The organism is Cupriavidus sp. KB_39 (genome assembly GCF_052114485.1).
Classification (GTDB): Bacteria; Pseudomonadota; Gammaproteobacteria; order Burkholderiales; family Burkholderiaceae; genus Cupriavidus.
Genome location: NZ_JBFREV010000060.1, coordinates 1 through 15,057, shown reverse-complemented (window position 1 = coordinate 15,057; position 15,057 = coordinate 1). Strand labels below are relative to the sequence as shown.

General features: G+C 67.3%; 14 protein-coding genes. 8 read left to right on the top strand and 6 right to left on the bottom strand.

Annotation, left to right across the window (positions count from 1 at the left end; genetic code table 11):
• The 4 genes from AB4Z27_RS27300 to AB4Z27_RS27285 form a co-directional block, all read left to right on the top strand.
• Positions 1-788: ABC transporter permease (locus AB4Z27_RS27300; protein ID WP_441645748.1), on the top strand; the 788-nt coding region annotated here is incomplete at its 5' end.
• A gap of 73 nt (positions 789-861) precedes the next feature.
• Positions 862-1,629 carry a class I SAM-dependent methyltransferase gene (locus tag AB4Z27_RS27295; RefSeq protein WP_441645747.1) on the top strand — a complete coding sequence of 256 codons (768 nt, stop codon included), beginning with the start codon at positions 862-864 and terminating at the stop codon, positions 1,627-1,629.
• Between the two features lie 84 nt (positions 1,630-1,713).
• Positions 1,714-2,496 (top strand): IclR family transcriptional regulator, encoded by a 783-nt coding sequence (locus tag AB4Z27_RS27290; protein ID WP_441645746.1) that lies wholly within the window; start codon positions 1,714-1,716, stop codon positions 2,494-2,496.
• A gap of 202 nt (positions 2,497-2,698) precedes the next feature.
• Positions 2,699-3,934 (top strand): GGDEF domain-containing protein, encoded by a 1,236-nt coding sequence (locus AB4Z27_RS27285; RefSeq protein WP_092296985.1) that lies wholly within the window; start codon positions 2,699-2,701, stop codon positions 3,932-3,934.
• A gap of 6 nt (positions 3,935-3,940) precedes the next feature.
• On the opposite strand, the gene hutC is transcribed toward AB4Z27_RS27285, so the two are convergent.
• Entirely contained in the window at positions 3,941-4,663 is a 723-nt protein-coding gene (hutC, locus tag AB4Z27_RS27280) for a histidine utilization repressor (RefSeq protein WP_441645745.1), read from the bottom strand.
• A gap of 294 nt (positions 4,664-4,957) precedes the next feature.
• Here hutC and AB4Z27_RS27275 point away from each other — a divergent pair, with 294 nt between their 5' ends.
• Genes AB4Z27_RS27275 through AB4Z27_RS27265 form a run of 3 tightly spaced genes read left to right on the top strand, consistent with a single transcriptional unit; the run spans position 4,958 to position 7,779 of the window.
• Complete coding sequence (locus AB4Z27_RS27275; RefSeq protein ID WP_255370889.1) at positions 4,958-5,953, top strand: Bug family tripartite tricarboxylate transporter substrate binding protein; 996 nt, start codon at positions 4,958-4,960, stop codon at positions 5,951-5,953.
• Between the two features lie 10 nt (positions 5,954-5,963).
• Entirely contained in the window at positions 5,964-6,968 is a 1,005-nt protein-coding gene (locus tag AB4Z27_RS27270) for an ornithine cyclodeaminase family protein (protein WP_441592864.1), read from the top strand.
• A gap of 1 nt (position 6,969) precedes the next feature.
• Entirely contained in the window at positions 6,970-7,779 is an 810-nt protein-coding gene (locus AB4Z27_RS27265; RefSeq protein ID WP_441645744.1) for a phosphate/phosphite/phosphonate ABC transporter substrate-binding protein, read from the top strand.
• Between the two features lie 12 nt (positions 7,780-7,791).
• On the opposite strand, the gene AB4Z27_RS27260 is transcribed toward AB4Z27_RS27265, so the two are convergent.
• The 3 genes from AB4Z27_RS27260 to AB4Z27_RS27250 are packed head-to-tail and all read right to left on the bottom strand — an operon-like array spanning position 7,792 to position 10,899.
• Positions 7,792-8,631 (bottom strand): citryl-CoA lyase, encoded by an 840-nt coding sequence (locus AB4Z27_RS27260; protein ID WP_441645743.1) that lies wholly within the window; start codon positions 8,629-8,631, stop codon positions 7,792-7,794.
• Entirely contained in the window at positions 8,628-9,845 is a 1,218-nt protein-coding gene (locus AB4Z27_RS27255) for a CaiB/BaiF CoA transferase family protein (RefSeq protein ID WP_441645742.1), read from the bottom strand. Before AB4Z27_RS27255 ends, AB4Z27_RS27260 begins: the two co-directional genes overlap by 4 nt.
• A 22-nt stretch (positions 9,846-9,867) precedes the next feature.
• The gene (locus AB4Z27_RS27250; protein WP_441645741.1) at positions 9,868-10,899 is read right to left on the bottom strand and encodes a Bug family tripartite tricarboxylate transporter substrate binding protein; all 1,032 of its coding nucleotides are present in this window, start codon (positions 10,897-10,899) and stop codon (positions 9,868-9,870) included.
• A gap of 216 nt (positions 10,900-11,115) precedes the next feature.
• Between AB4Z27_RS27250 and AB4Z27_RS27245 the strand changes: the two genes are divergently transcribed.
• On the top strand, positions 11,116-12,366 hold the full coding sequence (locus AB4Z27_RS27245) for an Hsp70 family protein (protein ID WP_092297010.1): 1,251 nt from the start codon (positions 11,116-11,118) through the stop codon (positions 12,364-12,366).
• 13 nt (positions 12,367-12,379) lie between these two features.
• Here AB4Z27_RS27245 and AB4Z27_RS27240 read toward each other — a convergent pair whose 3' ends face one another.
• Both AB4Z27_RS27240 and AB4Z27_RS27235 read right to left on the bottom strand, forming a co-directional pair.
• Complete coding sequence (locus tag AB4Z27_RS27240; protein WP_441645740.1) at positions 12,380-13,207, bottom strand: DUF6708 domain-containing protein; 828 nt, start codon at positions 13,205-13,207, stop codon at positions 12,380-12,382.
• A gap of 110 nt (positions 13,208-13,317) precedes the next feature.
• On the bottom strand, positions 13,318-15,057 hold a 1,740-nt coding region (locus tag AB4Z27_RS27235), incomplete at its 5' end, for a hypothetical protein (RefSeq protein ID WP_441645739.1).

Genomic DNA, 15,057 nt, shown 5'->3' with positions numbered 1-15,057 from the left:
TGCCCTTCCATCGCCGCCTCTGGCAGCAGGGCTGGGTGCGCAAGGCGGTGATCCTGCTGGCGCTGGCGGTGCTCTGGGAAATCCTCGCCCGCATCCAGGACAACGACCTGCTGCTGCCCACCTTCCTGGCCACGGCGCGGGCGTTTGGCGAAGGCATCGCCAATGGCGAGCTGCCGGGCAAGGCGGCGGTGTCGCTGTCGGTGCTGGTGCAGGGCTACGCGGCGGGCATCGCGCTGGCCTTCGTGCTGACCACGCTGGCCGTCTCCACCCGGCTCGGGCGCGACCTGCTCGACACGCTGACCGCCATGTTCAACCCGCTGCCGGCCATCGCGCTGCTGCCGCTGGCGCTGCTCTGGTTCGGCCTGGGCAGCAAGAGCCTGATCTTCGTGCTGATCCACTCGGTGCTGTGGCCGCTGGCGCTGAATACCTACGCAGGCTTTCGGGGCGTGCCTGAGACGCTGCGCATGGCCGGGCGCAACTACGGGCTGCGCGGCCTGCGCTATGTGGTGCTGATCCTGTTGCCGGCGGCGCTGCCGGCCGTGCTGTCCGGGCTCAAGATCGGCTGGGCCTTTGCCTGGCGCACGCTGATTGCGGCGGAACTGGTGTTCGGCGCGTCGTCGGGCAAGGGTGGACTGGGCTGGTACATCTTCCAGAACCGCAACGAGCTGTACACAGACCGCGTGTTCGCCGGGCTCGCCACGGTGATCCTGATCGGGCTGGCGGTGGAGGGGCTGGTCTTCACCACGCTGGAACGCGTGACGGTACGGCGCTGGGGCATGCAGCACTGACCCGGTTGGCCCGTTACCCCGTTGCCTGGCGGCGAGGGGCGGAGTAAGGTACGTGGTCTCGTCCGGAGCCCCCATGACCGCCATCCACAATGCCGCCGCCCAGGGTTTTGCCGCCCAGGCCGATACCTACGCCCGCGGGCGTCCCGAATATCCCGCCGAACTGGCGCACTGGCTGCACGACACGCTGGGGCTCGCCCCGGGCAAGTCCGTGGTCGACCTCGGCGCCGGCACCGGCAAGTTCACCCGCCTGCTGGCCGCCACCGGCGCCAGCGTGGTGGCCGTGGAGCCGGTCGCCGAGATGCGCGCCCAGCTTGCCGCCAAGCTGCCGGACGCCACCGTGCTGGCCGGCACCGCCGAAGCCATCCCGCTGCCCGACGCCAGCGTGCACGCCGTGGTCTGCGCGCAGGCCTTCCACTGGTTCGCCAACCCCGCCGCCATGGCCGAGATCCGCCGCGTGCTGCGCCCCGGCGGCAAGCTCGGGCTGGTGTGGAACGTGCGCGATGAATCGGTCGACTGGGTGGCCCGGCTCACGGCCATCATGACCCCGTTCGAAGGGGATGCCCCGCGCTACTACCGGGGTGACTGGAAGCGGGTCTTTCCCGCCGAAGGCTTCGGGCCGCTGCGCCTGACGGAATTCCCCTACACCCACACCGGCGCGCCGGAGCAGGTCATCGTGGACCGCGTGATGTCGGTCAGCTTCATCGCCTCGCTGCCCCCGGCGCAGCAGGACGCGGTGCGCGCCCAGTTGCACGACGTCATCGCCACCGMCCCGGCGCTGCGCGGCCAGACGGCGGTGGCGTTCCCGTACACCACRGCCGCCTATTGCGCCGAACGGGGCTGAAACCCTTAGCCCGGGCGGATTGACAAGCCCCGGGCCGTTCTATACGGTGGACGCCCATTCCAACCGGCCGTCCGCCGCTCCCTCATGCCACGTAAAGCCGCCCAACTCTCCGAAGCCGACAAGCATGGCGCYGCAGGCGGCGCCGTGGCCGTGGACCGGGCGCTGTTCGTGCTCTCGGTCTTCCGGGAAGGGGATACCGCGCTCGGGCTGGCCGAACTGGCGCACCGGAGCGGTCTATATAAGAGCACGCTGCTGCGGCTGCTCGCCTCCCTCGAACATGCCCGGCTGGTGCAGCGGTTGCCCGACGGCCGCTACGGGCTCGGCCCGGAAGTCGCCCGGCTCAATGCGGTCTACGCGGCGTCATTCTCGCTGGAGCAGGTGGTGGTGCCCGCGCTGCGCGAGCTGGTGCGCGACACACGCGAATCGGCCGCCTTCCACGTGGAGCAGGGCGAGCATCGCCTGTGCCTGTACCGCGTGGATTCCCCCCAGCCCGTGCGCGACCACATCCGCGCCGGCGATCTCCTGCCGCGCAACCGTGGCGCCGGCGGCCGGGTGCTGCGGGCGTTCTCGGGCGCCCGGGGGGAGATCTACCAGCGCATCCGCGAGGAAGGGGTGATTGCCATGGTGGGCGACCGCAGTCCGGACATCGCTGGCGTCTCCGCGCCGGTGTTCGGCCCGGCCGGGGAACTGAAGGGGGCGCTGACGCTGACCTGCCCGACGCCGCGTTTCTCGGAAACCTTCCGCGATCAGGTGCTCGCCGCTGCGCGCCAGCTCACGGCGGCGCTTGGCGGGACCTTCCCGGAAGTCCAGCCGGCCCGCGCCCTGGCGGTGCCCGCAGGGCAGAACGTCCCATCTGACGAAGACTGATCCGCACGGATTTCCGTAGTAATTTCAAAACGTTGCGTGCGCGCTAACCCGGCTTAACGGGGGTGCCGCCGCACGCCATGCACGGGCTATGATGCGCCTCTCCGGTCGCAATTCCCGTTATCAGCGGGCATCTTGCGGCCAGGATCAGGGTAAACCGCAATAACGGCAGCCGCCCCCGGTAGCTTTAGAGGATGTTGAATCCGTGCACCTGGCCCAGCAGACCATTCTGGTCGTCATGATGGTGGTGTTCTCCAGCACGCTGGTAATGGCGGCGGGGCTGGTGCTCGCGCTGCGCGCCAACGAGGCYGGGCGGCTGTGGGCGAGCGGYCATGTCATCGCTTCCGGGGCCGGGCTGGTCGTGGCGGCCAGCGTGGGCGCCGGGTCGCTCCAGCTTGGCGCCCTCGGCGCCGGCGCCTATATCGTCGGCCGGCTGGCGATCTATCGCGGCGTACGGGTCTACTACGGCCTGCCCGAGCGCGCCATGCTGCTGCGGGCCACCGGCGCCGTGGTGATGGTCCTGATGGTGCTGATGAGCGGGCTGGCGGACGGCCCGCTGCTGATCCACGCCATCGGCTACGGCGTGCTGGCCATGACCTCGTTCACCACCCTCATTACCCTGCTGCGCAGCGCGCGCGGCCGTACCAGCATCGGCGGGCCGCTGGTGCTGGCCTCCCATCTGGTGCTGCTGGGCTCCCAGGTGGCGGCGCTGGGGCAGGCGGCGTCATTCCACGGGCACGTGATGGTGCCGTTCTTTGCCCAGACCGCCTCGTCGGTCTGGCCGCTGGCGCCGCTGGTGGCGGTGCTGCTGGGCCTGTTCGGCTTCAGCCTGATGGCGATGGAACAGATCATCGCCCGGAACGAGAGCGGGGCGCGGGTCGATGCACTGACCGGCCTGCTGAACCGCGGCGCGCTGGACATGACCGCCATGGGCCTGGTGGCGCGCTGGCAGCGCGAGCGCGAGGCGCTGTCCTGCCTCGTCATCGACGTGGACCACTTCAAGCAGGTCAACGACACCCACGGCCACCACGCCGGCGACAACGTGCTGCGCGAGATTGCCGCCGCGCTGGACAACTCGCGCCGCGCTTCGGACATCGCCGCGCGCTACGGTGGCGAGGAATTCTGCATCCTCTGCCCCCACACGGACGAACAGCAGGCCACGGCGCTGGCCAACCGCATCCTGCGCAAGGTGCGGGCGATCGAACTGCCGGGGCGGGGCGGGCATGCCAGCGTCAGCATCGGCGTGGCGCAGYTGCACGGCGGCGCCACSAGCCGCGAGTCGCTGTGGCGCAACCTGTTTTCCGAAGCCGACCGCGCGCTCTACATGGCCAAGCAGCGGGGCCGCGACCAGTTCGTGCTCGGGTCGAGCATGGTGATCGACGAGACCCCGGAAGCGCCCGCACCGGCGCCGACGTCGATGGACTGCGTCACCGCCGCCTAGGCGGGCCTACCCCAGCGCGCCCCCGAAGCGATACCGCTTGCCGGGGTGCCACAGCACCACCAGCGAGGCCACCGCATCGCGCGAAAACGTGCGGCGGCGCAGCACCAGCGCCGGCTCCGCCTCGCCGATGGCCAGCATCTCCGCCACCTCGGCCGTGGGCAGTTGCGCCTCGATCTGGTACTCGGCGCGCTGTAGCGGCGCCACCCGCATCAAGTGCTCGTTGGGCGTGACCGCGCCAAAGTCGATTTCCATATAGCCCGGCGCCAGCGCCGGATTGACCCAGCGGTCTTCCACCTGGATCGGCGCGTCGTTCTCGTAGTGCAGGATCACCGAATGGAACAGCATGCTGCGYTCGGCCACGCCGAACTGGGTGGCCAGCATGCGCGTGGCGTGCTGGCGTTCCAGCCGGAACAGCGCGCTGCGGTGGCGGTGGCCGCGCGCGCGGATCTCCTCGGCAATGCTGCGGATCTCCACCACGGTGGCCTGGTAGCGCTGCGGCGCCACGAACGTGCCGGCGCCCTTGCGCCGCACCAGCACCTGTTCCGCCTCCAGCTCGTTGAGCGCGCGGTTCACCGTCATGCGCGAAACGCCGAACTGGGCCGCAAGCCGCAGTTCGGGCGGGATGGCGTCCCCCTCGCCCCAGGTGCCGGCCTCGATCTCCCCCTGCACATAGTCCTTGATGCGCTGGAAGGCGGGCGTCGGCGTGGCCGACGAAGGGGTCGATRACATGCAGGCTCCTGGCTCTCTGTAATGGTGCGCGCGGTCCGCTTCGGTGAAATGCGGCGCCGGCCACCCCTGACGATGCCCGCGCATTGTGCCGCATCGCACCAACGCCGTGCGCGACACAGGGATGACGCGGGGATTGCGCCGCTTATGCGGAAACCGCTTTTCGATCTGCAAAAAGTTGTCTATACAGTATCAGACAGGATCGATAAGATCAGTCTATACAAGCTGCTGCCGAAGACAAGCCGGAAGCGCTGTCACGGCGGCAGCATCGCGATCGCAAAGCACGGGGAGCCCGCAGTGAATCGTCATCTTTTCAGGCTGGCAGCGGCATGGCTGCTGCCGGTAGCGCTGTCATGGGCGGCGCCAGCCAACGCGCAGCCGGACACCCATTCGACCTATCCCGCCAAGCCGGTGCGGATCATCGTGCCATTCGCCGCCGGCGGCGTGGCGGACGCGCTGCCGCGCCTCATCGGCCAGAAACTGGGCGAGAAGTGGGGAAAGTCCATCGTGGTGGACAACAAGCCCGGCGCCGCCGGGAATATCGGCATGGAGGCCGTGGCCCGCGCCGCGCCGGACGGCTACACGCTGGGCCTGGCCCCGGCCGGCAACCTGACCGTGAACCCCATCCTGTTCCCGAAACTCGGCTATGAGACGCGCGACTTCGTGCCCGTGACCATGCTCGCGGCGTCGCCGAACGTGCTGGTGGTGAATCCGGCCGTCCACGCCCGCTCGCTGAAGGATCTGGTSAGCTACGCCAAGGCCCACCCGGGCGAACTCAATTTCTCCTCGCCCGGCAACGGCAGCGGCGCGCATCTGGCGGGCGAGCTGCTGAACCTGGAGGCCGGTATCAAGATGGTGCACGTGCCCTACAACGGCATGGCGCCCGCGCTCAACGACGTGCTGGCCGGGCAGGTGCAGATGATGTTCGGGGGGATTTCCACGGTGYTGCAGCACATCCGCACCGGCAAGCTGGTGCCGCTGGCCGTGGCCAGCCCGCGCCGCCTGCCGCAGTTGCCGAACGTGCCGACGGTGGCGGAATCGGGCTATCCGGGCTTCGACGTGACCTCSTGGTACGGGCTGGTGGCGCCGAAGGGCACGCCGGACGCCATCGTCCAGAAATGGCAGGCCGATGTGGCCACCGTGCTGCGCCAGCCCGATGTGAAAGAAAAACTCGAYGCGCTGGGCCTGGAGCCCGTGGGCAACAGCGCGCAGGCGTTCGGCGGCACCATCGCCGCCGAGACGCTCAAATGGCGCGCCATCGTGCACCGCGCCAACATTCCCCCGATGCAGTAAGGAGACCGCCGTGAAAGAGTTGTACCTGACCTACCTGAACGGGCCGGACGTGGCCGAACTGGCGCTGACCGATGCCGAGATCCTGGCGGCGGTGGAAGGCGCGCTGGCCGCGCAGGGCCGCCGCGAGACCGTGATCGAGCCGCGCGTGCACCTGGTGCCGGAGTCGTCGGACAAGGGCCATTTCAACGTGCTGCGTGGCTTTATCAAGCCGCTGCATGTGGCCGGGGTGAAGGTGGTTTCGGACTATGTCGATAACTACAAGCAGGGCCTGCCGTCGGAAATGGCGCTGCTGAACCTGTTCGACCCGGACAACGGCGTGCCGCTGGCCGTGATCGACGCCACGGCCATCACCGACATGCGCACCGGCGCCGTGACGGCGCTCGGCGCGCGGCATCTGGCGCGCAAGGGCAGCAAGATCCTCGGCCACGTGGGCGCACGCGGGACTTCGTACTGGAACGTGAGGCTGCTCGATTCGATCTTCGATTTCGACGAAATCCGCGTCCATTCGCGCCGCCCGGAGAGCCGCGACGCCTTTGCCGCCCGGCTGACGCGCGACCTCGGCAAGCCGGTGATCGTGACTGACGACTGGGAGTCCTGCGTGCGCGGGGCGGACATCATCGTGGAAGCCTCCCGCCTGCCGGCGCCCACGCCGATGCTGCTGACCGAATGGATCAAGCCCGGCGCGCTGGTGATTCCGTACGGCACGATGAGCGCCGTGGAGCTGTCCCTGACCGACATCATGAGCAAGATGGTSGTGGACGACTGGGGCCAGTGCCGCAAGGGGCTGCCGTTCGGCGCGCTGCGCCAGCACGTGGACAGCGGGCGGCTGAACGAGGAAAACCTCCATGCCGAACTGGGCCAGATCGTGGCGGGGCTGAAGCCGGGCCGCGAGCGCGACGACGAGACCATCCTGTTCTGGCACCGCGGGCTGTCCACCACGGACATCGCGCTCGGCCATGCCATGCTGACCAAGGCGCGGGCGCTGGGGCTCGGCCAGACGCTGCGGTTTGCCTGAGATGGCGCACGGCGTTGCCTCGACGCGCATGTACAACGCCACGCCGGCAGTGGCYGAGGCGTGGCAGCGGCTGTTCGTGCAGGTCTTCGCCGATCTCGACTGGCCGGTGCGTGTGATTCCGCACGCCTGGCCGGCCTCCCTGAAGGCGCTGTGGCAGCGGCGCGACCTGGTATGCGGCTTCATGTGCGGACTGCCGTTCGCGGAACACGTCGCGCCCGTGGTGCCGCTGGTGGCGCCGGTGCCGGCGGTGGAGGCGTACGGCGGGCTGCCGCGCTATCGGAGCGAACTGCTGGTGCGGCGCGAATGCGGCTGGCGCAGCCTGCCCGATACCTTCGGGCAGCGCTTCGGCTGGATGGTGCCGCATTCGCAGTCGGGCTATCAGGCGGCGCGGCTGCTGCTGGCCCCGTACGCGGGAGAGTCGGGCAGCGCGCTGTATTCGGCCTCGGTCGGCCCGCTCGACACGCCGCCGCGCGTGCTGGAAGCGCTGCAGGGGCGACAGATCGACGTGACCGCCCTCGACAGCTATTTTCTCGAACTCGTACGAAAGCATGAGCCGGCGTGGCTGGCCGGGGTGGACACCATCGCCGTCACGCCGTGGACGCCGATCCCGCTACTGGTAGCCGCCCAGACCCTGCCGGCGCCGGACCGGGAGCGGCTCGTGGACAAGCTGTGCAGCCTGCACGAGGACGCCCGCTACGCCGGGTTGCTTGAGGCGGTGGTGGTGCAGCGCTTCGTCGTGCCCGACGTGGCCGCCTACGACAGCCTGCCGCTGGCAACGGCAGGGGCGACGCTGTATCCGGAGATCCGCTGACGGCGTCTCGGGCTATTGCGCGCCCGGCACATCCCGCTGCGGCACGCCGTCGTACGTCCAGATGAACTGGCGGGGGATCGGGCCCTTRTTGCGGCCRCCTTGCTGGGTTTGTTCCCAGGCGTGGGAGAGGATGCCGACCGAGCGCGACAGGCAGAACAGGCCGCGYGCGAGCGGGGCCGGGAAGCCCAGTTCGGCGTAGATCACCGCCGTGGCGCCGTCGATATTCATCGGAATCGGCTTCGCCCGGCCGGCGCCGAGCGCCTGCTCCACCGCGCGGGCGATGCCCGCGTAGCGGCCGGAGACCACACCGGCGGCGGCCGCCTGATCCACCAGCGCCAGCAGGCGCGGCGCACGCGGGTCGAGCGGATGGAAGCGGTGCCCGAAACCCGACACAAACTTGCCGCGCAGCTCCCGGTAGGCCTGCAGCGCCGCCGCCACGGCTGCCTCGCGCGTGGCGCCGGCATCCTCGCGCTGCGCCACGTCCTGATACAGSTCCACCGCCTGCTCGCCGGCGCCGCCGTGCACGTCGCCCAGCACGTTCACGGCCGATGCCATCGCGTTGTTCAGCCCCACGCCGCACGTGGCCGCCATGCGCGCAATCGCGATGCTCGGCGCCTGCGGGCCATGGTCCACCGCCGCCATCAGCGCGGCGTCGAGCAATTCGCCCTGGCCGGGCCCCGGCAGGTCGCCGCGCAGCATCAGCCAGATCATCTGGGCGAAGGAGACATTGCCAATCAGTTGCTCGATGGGGTAGCCGCGATAGCGGATCTCGCCCGGCTTCATGTCGATGATTTCGGTGTGCCACCAGTCCTGCGAGGCCTGCTGGCCGGCGTCGATCGTCTTGTCGCTCATAGCGCGCGCTCCTGTTTCAGGGTGTCGATGTCGGCGTCGGCGTAGCCGAGTTCGACGAGGATGTCGCGGGTGTGCTGGCCCAGTTCGGGYGGCGGGGTGTCCACGGCGGGTGCCTGCCCGTTGACCTTGAAGCCGGTGCGCACCAGCCGGATGTCGCGGCCCACGCCGGGCACATCGGGGAAATCGCCGATCATGCCGCGGTCGCGCACCTGCGGATGGGCCAGCGTGTCGGGCACGTTCAGCACCGGCCCGGCCGGCACGCCGGCCTCGTTCAGCCATTGCCACCAGACCGTGGCGGGCTCGCGGGCCAGTTCCGCCTCRAGCGCCTCGGTCAGCGCGCGGCGGTTGGTCAGCCGGGCCTGGCGCTGCGCGAAGCGTGCATCGGTGGCCAGTTCGGGGCGGCCCAGCACGCGGCACACGGCCTCGAACTGCTCCTGCTTGTTCGCGGCGATGTTGAGCAGGCCGTCGCCGGTGCGGAAGGTGCCGGACGGGCTGGCCGTCATGTTCTCGTTGCCCATCGGCGAGGGCGCCTTGCCGGCGATCAGGTGGTTGGAGACCACCCAGCCCATCGTGGCGAGCGTGGCTTCCAGCATCGACACGTCGAGGAAATAGCCCTCGGTGCGCGTGGTGTCCGCCAGCGACGCCGCGATGGCGAAGGCCGCCGTGATGCCGCCGATGGTGTCGGAGACCGGATAGCCCACGCGGTACGGCGCGGTTTCCGGGTCGCCGGTGATGCTCATCACGCCCGACATGCCCTGGATGATCTGGTCGTAGGCAGGCAGGTCCGAGAGCGGGCCGTCCTGGCCGAAGCCCGAAATCGCGCAGTAGATCAGGCGCGGATTCACGGCCTTCAGGTCTTCATGGCCAAGGCCGAGCCGCTTCATCACGCCGGGCCGGAAGTTCTCGACCAGCACATCGGCGCTGGCCACGAGCTTGCGGAACACCTCCTTGCCGCGCGCGTGCTTGAGGTTGAGCGTGATCGAGCGCTTGCCCGGGTTCTGGGCGAGGAAGGACACGCCCATCAGGCGCTGGTTCAGGTCGGCATCGGCGCCAAGCTGGCGCGCGAGGTCGCCGGTGCCCGGCGTCTCCACCTTGATCACCTCCGCGCCCATGTGCGCCAGCTGATGGCAGCAGAACGGGCCGGCCAGCACGTTGGTGAGGTCGAGCACGCGGATGTTGCGGAGCGGCTTGTTCGGTTGCGGGTGCGGTTGCATGACGGGTCCTGCCTTGAAAAGATTACTCAGCCTTGGCGCCGGACTCACGCACGATGGTGCCCCAGCGCGTGTTCTCGGCCTTGATGACGCTGGCCAGGTCGGCGGGGCTGCCGCCGCGCGGCTCGCTGCCTTCCTCGCGCAGCCTGGCCACGGTGTCCGGGTCCTTCAGGGCCTTGTTCACCTCGGCGTTCAGGCGTTGCACCACCTCGGCGGGCGTGCCGGCGGGCGCCACGAGCGCCTTCCAGTCCTCGGCCTGGAAGCCGGCGTAGCCCTGTTCGGCCACGGTGGGCACGTTGGGCAGCAGCGGCAGGCGCTTGGCGGAGGTCACGGCCAGCGCGCGCAGCTTGCCGGCCTTGAGCATCGGCAGGGCGATGGGCGGCGTGGCGAAGTAGAAGTCGGTCTGGCCGCCCATCAGGTCGGTCAGCGCCGGGGAGGCGCCCTTATATGGCACGTGCAGCGCCTTGATGCCGGCGCGGCGCTGGAACATCTCGCCGGTCAGGTGGCCGACGGTGCCGGTGCCGGCGGACGCCATCGACAACTGCTTGGCCTTGCCCGCCGCCACCAGATCGGCCAGCGTCTTGAACGGCGCATCCTGCCGCACGATCACCACCACCGGCTGGGCGGATACCAGCACCACGGGCGTGAAGTCGCGGACGGCGTCGTACGGCATCTTGGGATAGAGCGACGGATTGATGGCGAGGTTGGCGGTCTGGCCCATGCCGACCGTGTAGCCGTCCGCGCGGGCCTTGGCCACCGTATCCAGCCCGATATTGCCGCCGGCGCCGGCGCGATTCTCGACCACCACGGTCCAGTGCGTGGCCGCCCCGACCTTGTTGAAGACGAGGCGCGACAGCACGTCCGTGCCGCCAGCCGGCGGGAACGGCACCACCAGCCGCACGGGCTGGTTCGGCCAGGCATCGGCKGCCAGCGCGACGGGAGCGCCGGTCAGCAGCGGGGCCGCAAGCAGCGTCACCGCCAGCGCGCGGGCCGGCAAYGGAAGGCTGGAACGGAGGCGGGAACGAAGGCGGGAACGGATCGGGGCGGAACGGAACATGCGGGTGTCTCCWGCGGTTTTCGTGTGTCCGGATGTGCTTTGAGAAGTTCTGTAAGATAGAACATCGATCTTAAAGAAGGAACACGCGAAGGATAGGAGGACGCGACGGGGCATGTCAAGTCGGCAATGACGAGGGGGTGGGCATGGCCATTGCGTCTGCCTGAGCCGTCCGGCTCCACTACAATAGCGGCCCAGAATTGAAAGGTAGGCAGAACAATGTCCCACGCTTGCGGTCTCGACTTCGGCACGTCCAACTCCACGGTAGGCTGGCTGCGCCCCCACCAGCCGGTGCTGTTGCCGCTGGAAGATGGCAAGACCACGCTCCCGTCGGTGATCTTCTTCCATGCCGAGGACCCGCTGGTCAGCTATGGGCGCGCCGCGCTGGGCGACTATCTGGCCGGCTACGAGGGCCGGCTGATGCGCTCGCTCAAGAGCCTGCTCGGCACGTCGATGATGGACGACAGTACCGAGGTCATGGGCCAGGCCATGCCCTTCCGCCAGCTGCTGGCCCATTTCATCGGCGAACTGAAACGCCGCGCCGAACTGGCGGCCGGCACCACGTTCACCAAGGCGGTGCTGGGCCGGCCAGTGTTCTTTATCGACGAAGACCCCAAGGCCGATCAACTGGCCGAGGACACGCTGGGCGAGATCGCCCGCGCGGCGGGCTTCCAGGAGATCGCGTTCCAGTACGAGCCGATTGCCGCCGCGTTCGACTACGAGGCCGGCATCTCGGGTGAGGAACTGGTGATGGTGGCCGACATTGGCGGCGGTACGTCCGACTTTTCGCTGGTGCGGCTGTCACCGGACCGCGCCAAGAAGCTCGACCGCAAGGCCGACATCCTGGCCAACGGCGGTGTCCATATCGGCGGGACCGACTTCGACCGCGCCCTGAGCCTGGCCAGCGCCATGCCGCTGCTGGGGCTGGGCAGCCAGCTACGCAACGGCAAGGAAATGCCGTCGAGCCAGTATTTCGATTTGGCGAGCTGGCACACCATCAACCTGCTCTACACGCGCAAGGCGTGGTCGCTGGTGATGGATAACTACCGTGACGCCGCCGAGACCGAGAAGCTGGACCGCCTGATCCGGCTGATCAAGGACCGCGCCGGCCACTGGCTCGCCATCCAGGTAGAGGCGGCCAAGATCGCGCTGTCCGAGGAAGAAAAGACCTGGGTGGACCTGCACCGCATCGCCCCGGACACCCAGCTGCTGATTACGCGCGATGACTTCGATGGCGCCATCGCCAAGCTGGTGACGAAGACCGAGAGCACGGTACGCCACATGCTGGACACAGCCGGCGTGACGGCGGATCAGGTCGATACGATCCTGTTCACCGGCGGCTCCAGCAGCGTGCCGCTGCTGCGCCAGCGCCTGGCGGAACTGCTGCCGGGCGCCAAGCGCGTGGAAGGGGATCTGTTCGGCGGCATCGGCTCAGGCCTCGCGCGCGATGCGGCGCGGAAGTTTGGCTGACTGGAAATCCCGATCAGCGATACCCGACCGGATTCGTGCTCGAATCACGTACGTACGGATCGTCCGGCGCGATCCGGCAGGCTACTTCGACATCGGCTGGCCAGAGTGGCACTTTGCTTGTGGCGCGGTGGATGAGACGGCCAAGGAAGGACGTCACGTGGATCGGAAACATCAGCCATTTGAGGATCGGGTTCGACGCATCCTCGGCCACCAGCGCGATCCACCCCTGATATAGGGTTTCACGTTTGTCGGCAATCGGGAGGCAGAAGCTGAATCCCGGCGCGCCGATTACCGCCTGCGGCCCTTCCTCCATGTAGCGCCGAACGAATTCCCAATGGTGCAGGCAATGGTCTCGGCTGTCCGACACGTAGCCGAACCCAAACAATTCCTCGACGGTCTGCTCGTCCTTCAACACGAGACCGCAGATGGCCCAGATACGGACGCCCGCGATCCGGGTGTGGGGGGCCAAGTTGAAGTACAGGTCGTCCCAGGATGCCTCAAGTACCGTGTCATCGCCGCGAAATACGTAGACCATCCGGTTCTGGCGATTGAAACGCATCGGGTAATGCGTATAGCGGAACCATTCGCCAATGTGAAGATAGAATTTAAAAATTCCAAGAATGAAAAGAGAGCCAACGAGCGTGATAGACCCAAACGCCAGTAGCATTTCAACCTCATCCTGACGATTCCAGTCGGGGTCTAGGTAACAACGAAAAACAACCACATAAAGAAAGAATCCGAGCGTCAGTGAGATGGCCACTATGCCGAAAATCCCTGCCGAACTCATCATTCCTCGATTCGAGTAGAAGCCGTCGACCATCTCCAGATAAGTGGAGTTCATCCGGATCACCCGACCCGCCGCGTGAGACTCTCCGACTCGCGACTTGATTGCTAGGGGCCACTCGCGATCCGCGTTATTCAGCGGACGTAGCTGTTTTCTTGTAGTGAACATTATGCTACTGCCATTGCTAGATTGAAATCCGACTGTTCAGAGTCGAAGGCGGTGTAGCGACCAGATGTCAGCTTGCCCCAGTAGCAGCGCTCCAGCCACTGCGAGAATTTGTCCCCCCTGACGTGATCTAACACCACTCCGATGGCCACCAACGCCACGGTCAGAACAACACCAACCACGGACAAACTCAAGGCGATAGTTGTCCCACGGACGACTATCGAAGCAACAATGGTTCCCCACCCTTGAACGGCACTGGTGGCCCAATAAGCAACTAGGCCTGCACCAATTCCGGTGACACCGGAGAAAAGCTCGAGCAAACCTAGTGACCAGTGTTTTCGACCTATGTTTACTGCACCATCCACAAGATCCATCACCGCAATCACACCCGCCAGCACAGCCGTCAGTGCGCCCGCCACGCGCAACGCCATTCTGGCGCGCGTCGCATATCGTTCCCCCGTCGCCCGCTTCACCATCCCGGTCGCATACAAATTGCGCCACGTCCCATATACCTGCACTACCGCCGCTGCCCCGGACGCCAGCGCCCCCACATACAACCCATAACCCAAACTCACCCGCACGTCCTGCGTCCGCGTCTTCTGGAACGACAACGCCTGCGCTTCGGCTTGCAGCATCTGCTCCCAGCCCGCGAACGTCCACACGGCGTCGATAGCTGTCAGGATTCCCTGCGATACCGCGCCGTAAATCGGGATCGAGCTGCCGATCTTCAGTACGCCGTATTCGTGCAGGCTCTTTGGGGTTTTCACATGTTCGGCCAGCCAAGCGATTTTCTTGGTTGGGTCCTTGATGTTCGCGAGCGCCTTATCCATGTCGTCGGTGATAAACACGGCAATCTTCGCTTTCACATCCTTGGACGCAATGGCCATGTTGAATGCACCGATATTGCCGCTGGCGAAGCTTCCCGCCACCTGCCGTTCGGCGTATGCCGTCAACTGCCGGATCTGGTCGTTGCTCAGCGGCTTGTCGCTGCGCTTGCCTGCCTCAACGAGATTGCCGACGAACGTCTGTGCAAGGAATTTGATGGTGTCTCCCGCCTTGCCGCTGACATCGATCACGCCCACCGGCGTGCGCATCGTCACGCCGATAATCGCCATCCAGCGTGCGAGCGCGCGCTCGGCGGCGTTGTTGTTGTATTCGCGCAAGGCCGTGGCGATTGGAGCGGCAACGTGGACCAGCAAGCTGGCGACGGAGTCCGGTAGCAGCTTTCCATTGGTTTCCTGCTTCGCGGCGCGTGCTTTTGCCTTTGCGGCCCTCAGGCGCTCGGCCGTAGTCTTCAGTCTGCGTTGACGCAGGGTGTCGCCAATTTCCGCCGCCCCCATATCCATCGCCTCGGCGATGTCACGGACGGCGCTGTCGTAATCGGCCTTCGCCTTGTCCACCTCGTCTTGTGCCATAGCCGCCTTCACCTTCGCATCCCAGGCGGGCCTGAGCAGCGCCTGCATGTGCTGCTTGTACTGGTCCATCAGCGTTCCCCACAGTACTTTTTCCGGGTCCAGCGGCATGGCGGCCATCTCGCGGATCAGTGCGTCCTGGCGCAGCACCAGCGCTCGCAGCAGCAGATTGCTCTTGTCAGTGATGTCCCCCTTTAGCCATTGGAGGTAGACCGCGGCGCAGCCGTCGATTTGCTGGGTTGTGGCGATGCATCGCTGCAAGGTCTCCGCGTAGGCGTCGCCGCTTAGCGCATTGCTCCCATCGTGCGTGCAGTCGAGCTTGTTGGCGAG

Bases quoted from the DNA above. Each gene is read 5' to 3' on its own strand.
- AB4Z27_RS27245 (WP_092297010.1), top strand. From the start codon at position 11,116: ATGTCCCACGCTTGCGGTCTCGACTTCGGCACGTCCAACTCCACGGTA.
- AB4Z27_RS27240 (WP_441645740.1), bottom strand. From the start codon at position 13,207: ATGAACTCCACTTATCTGGAGATGGTCGACGGCTTCTACTCGAATCGA.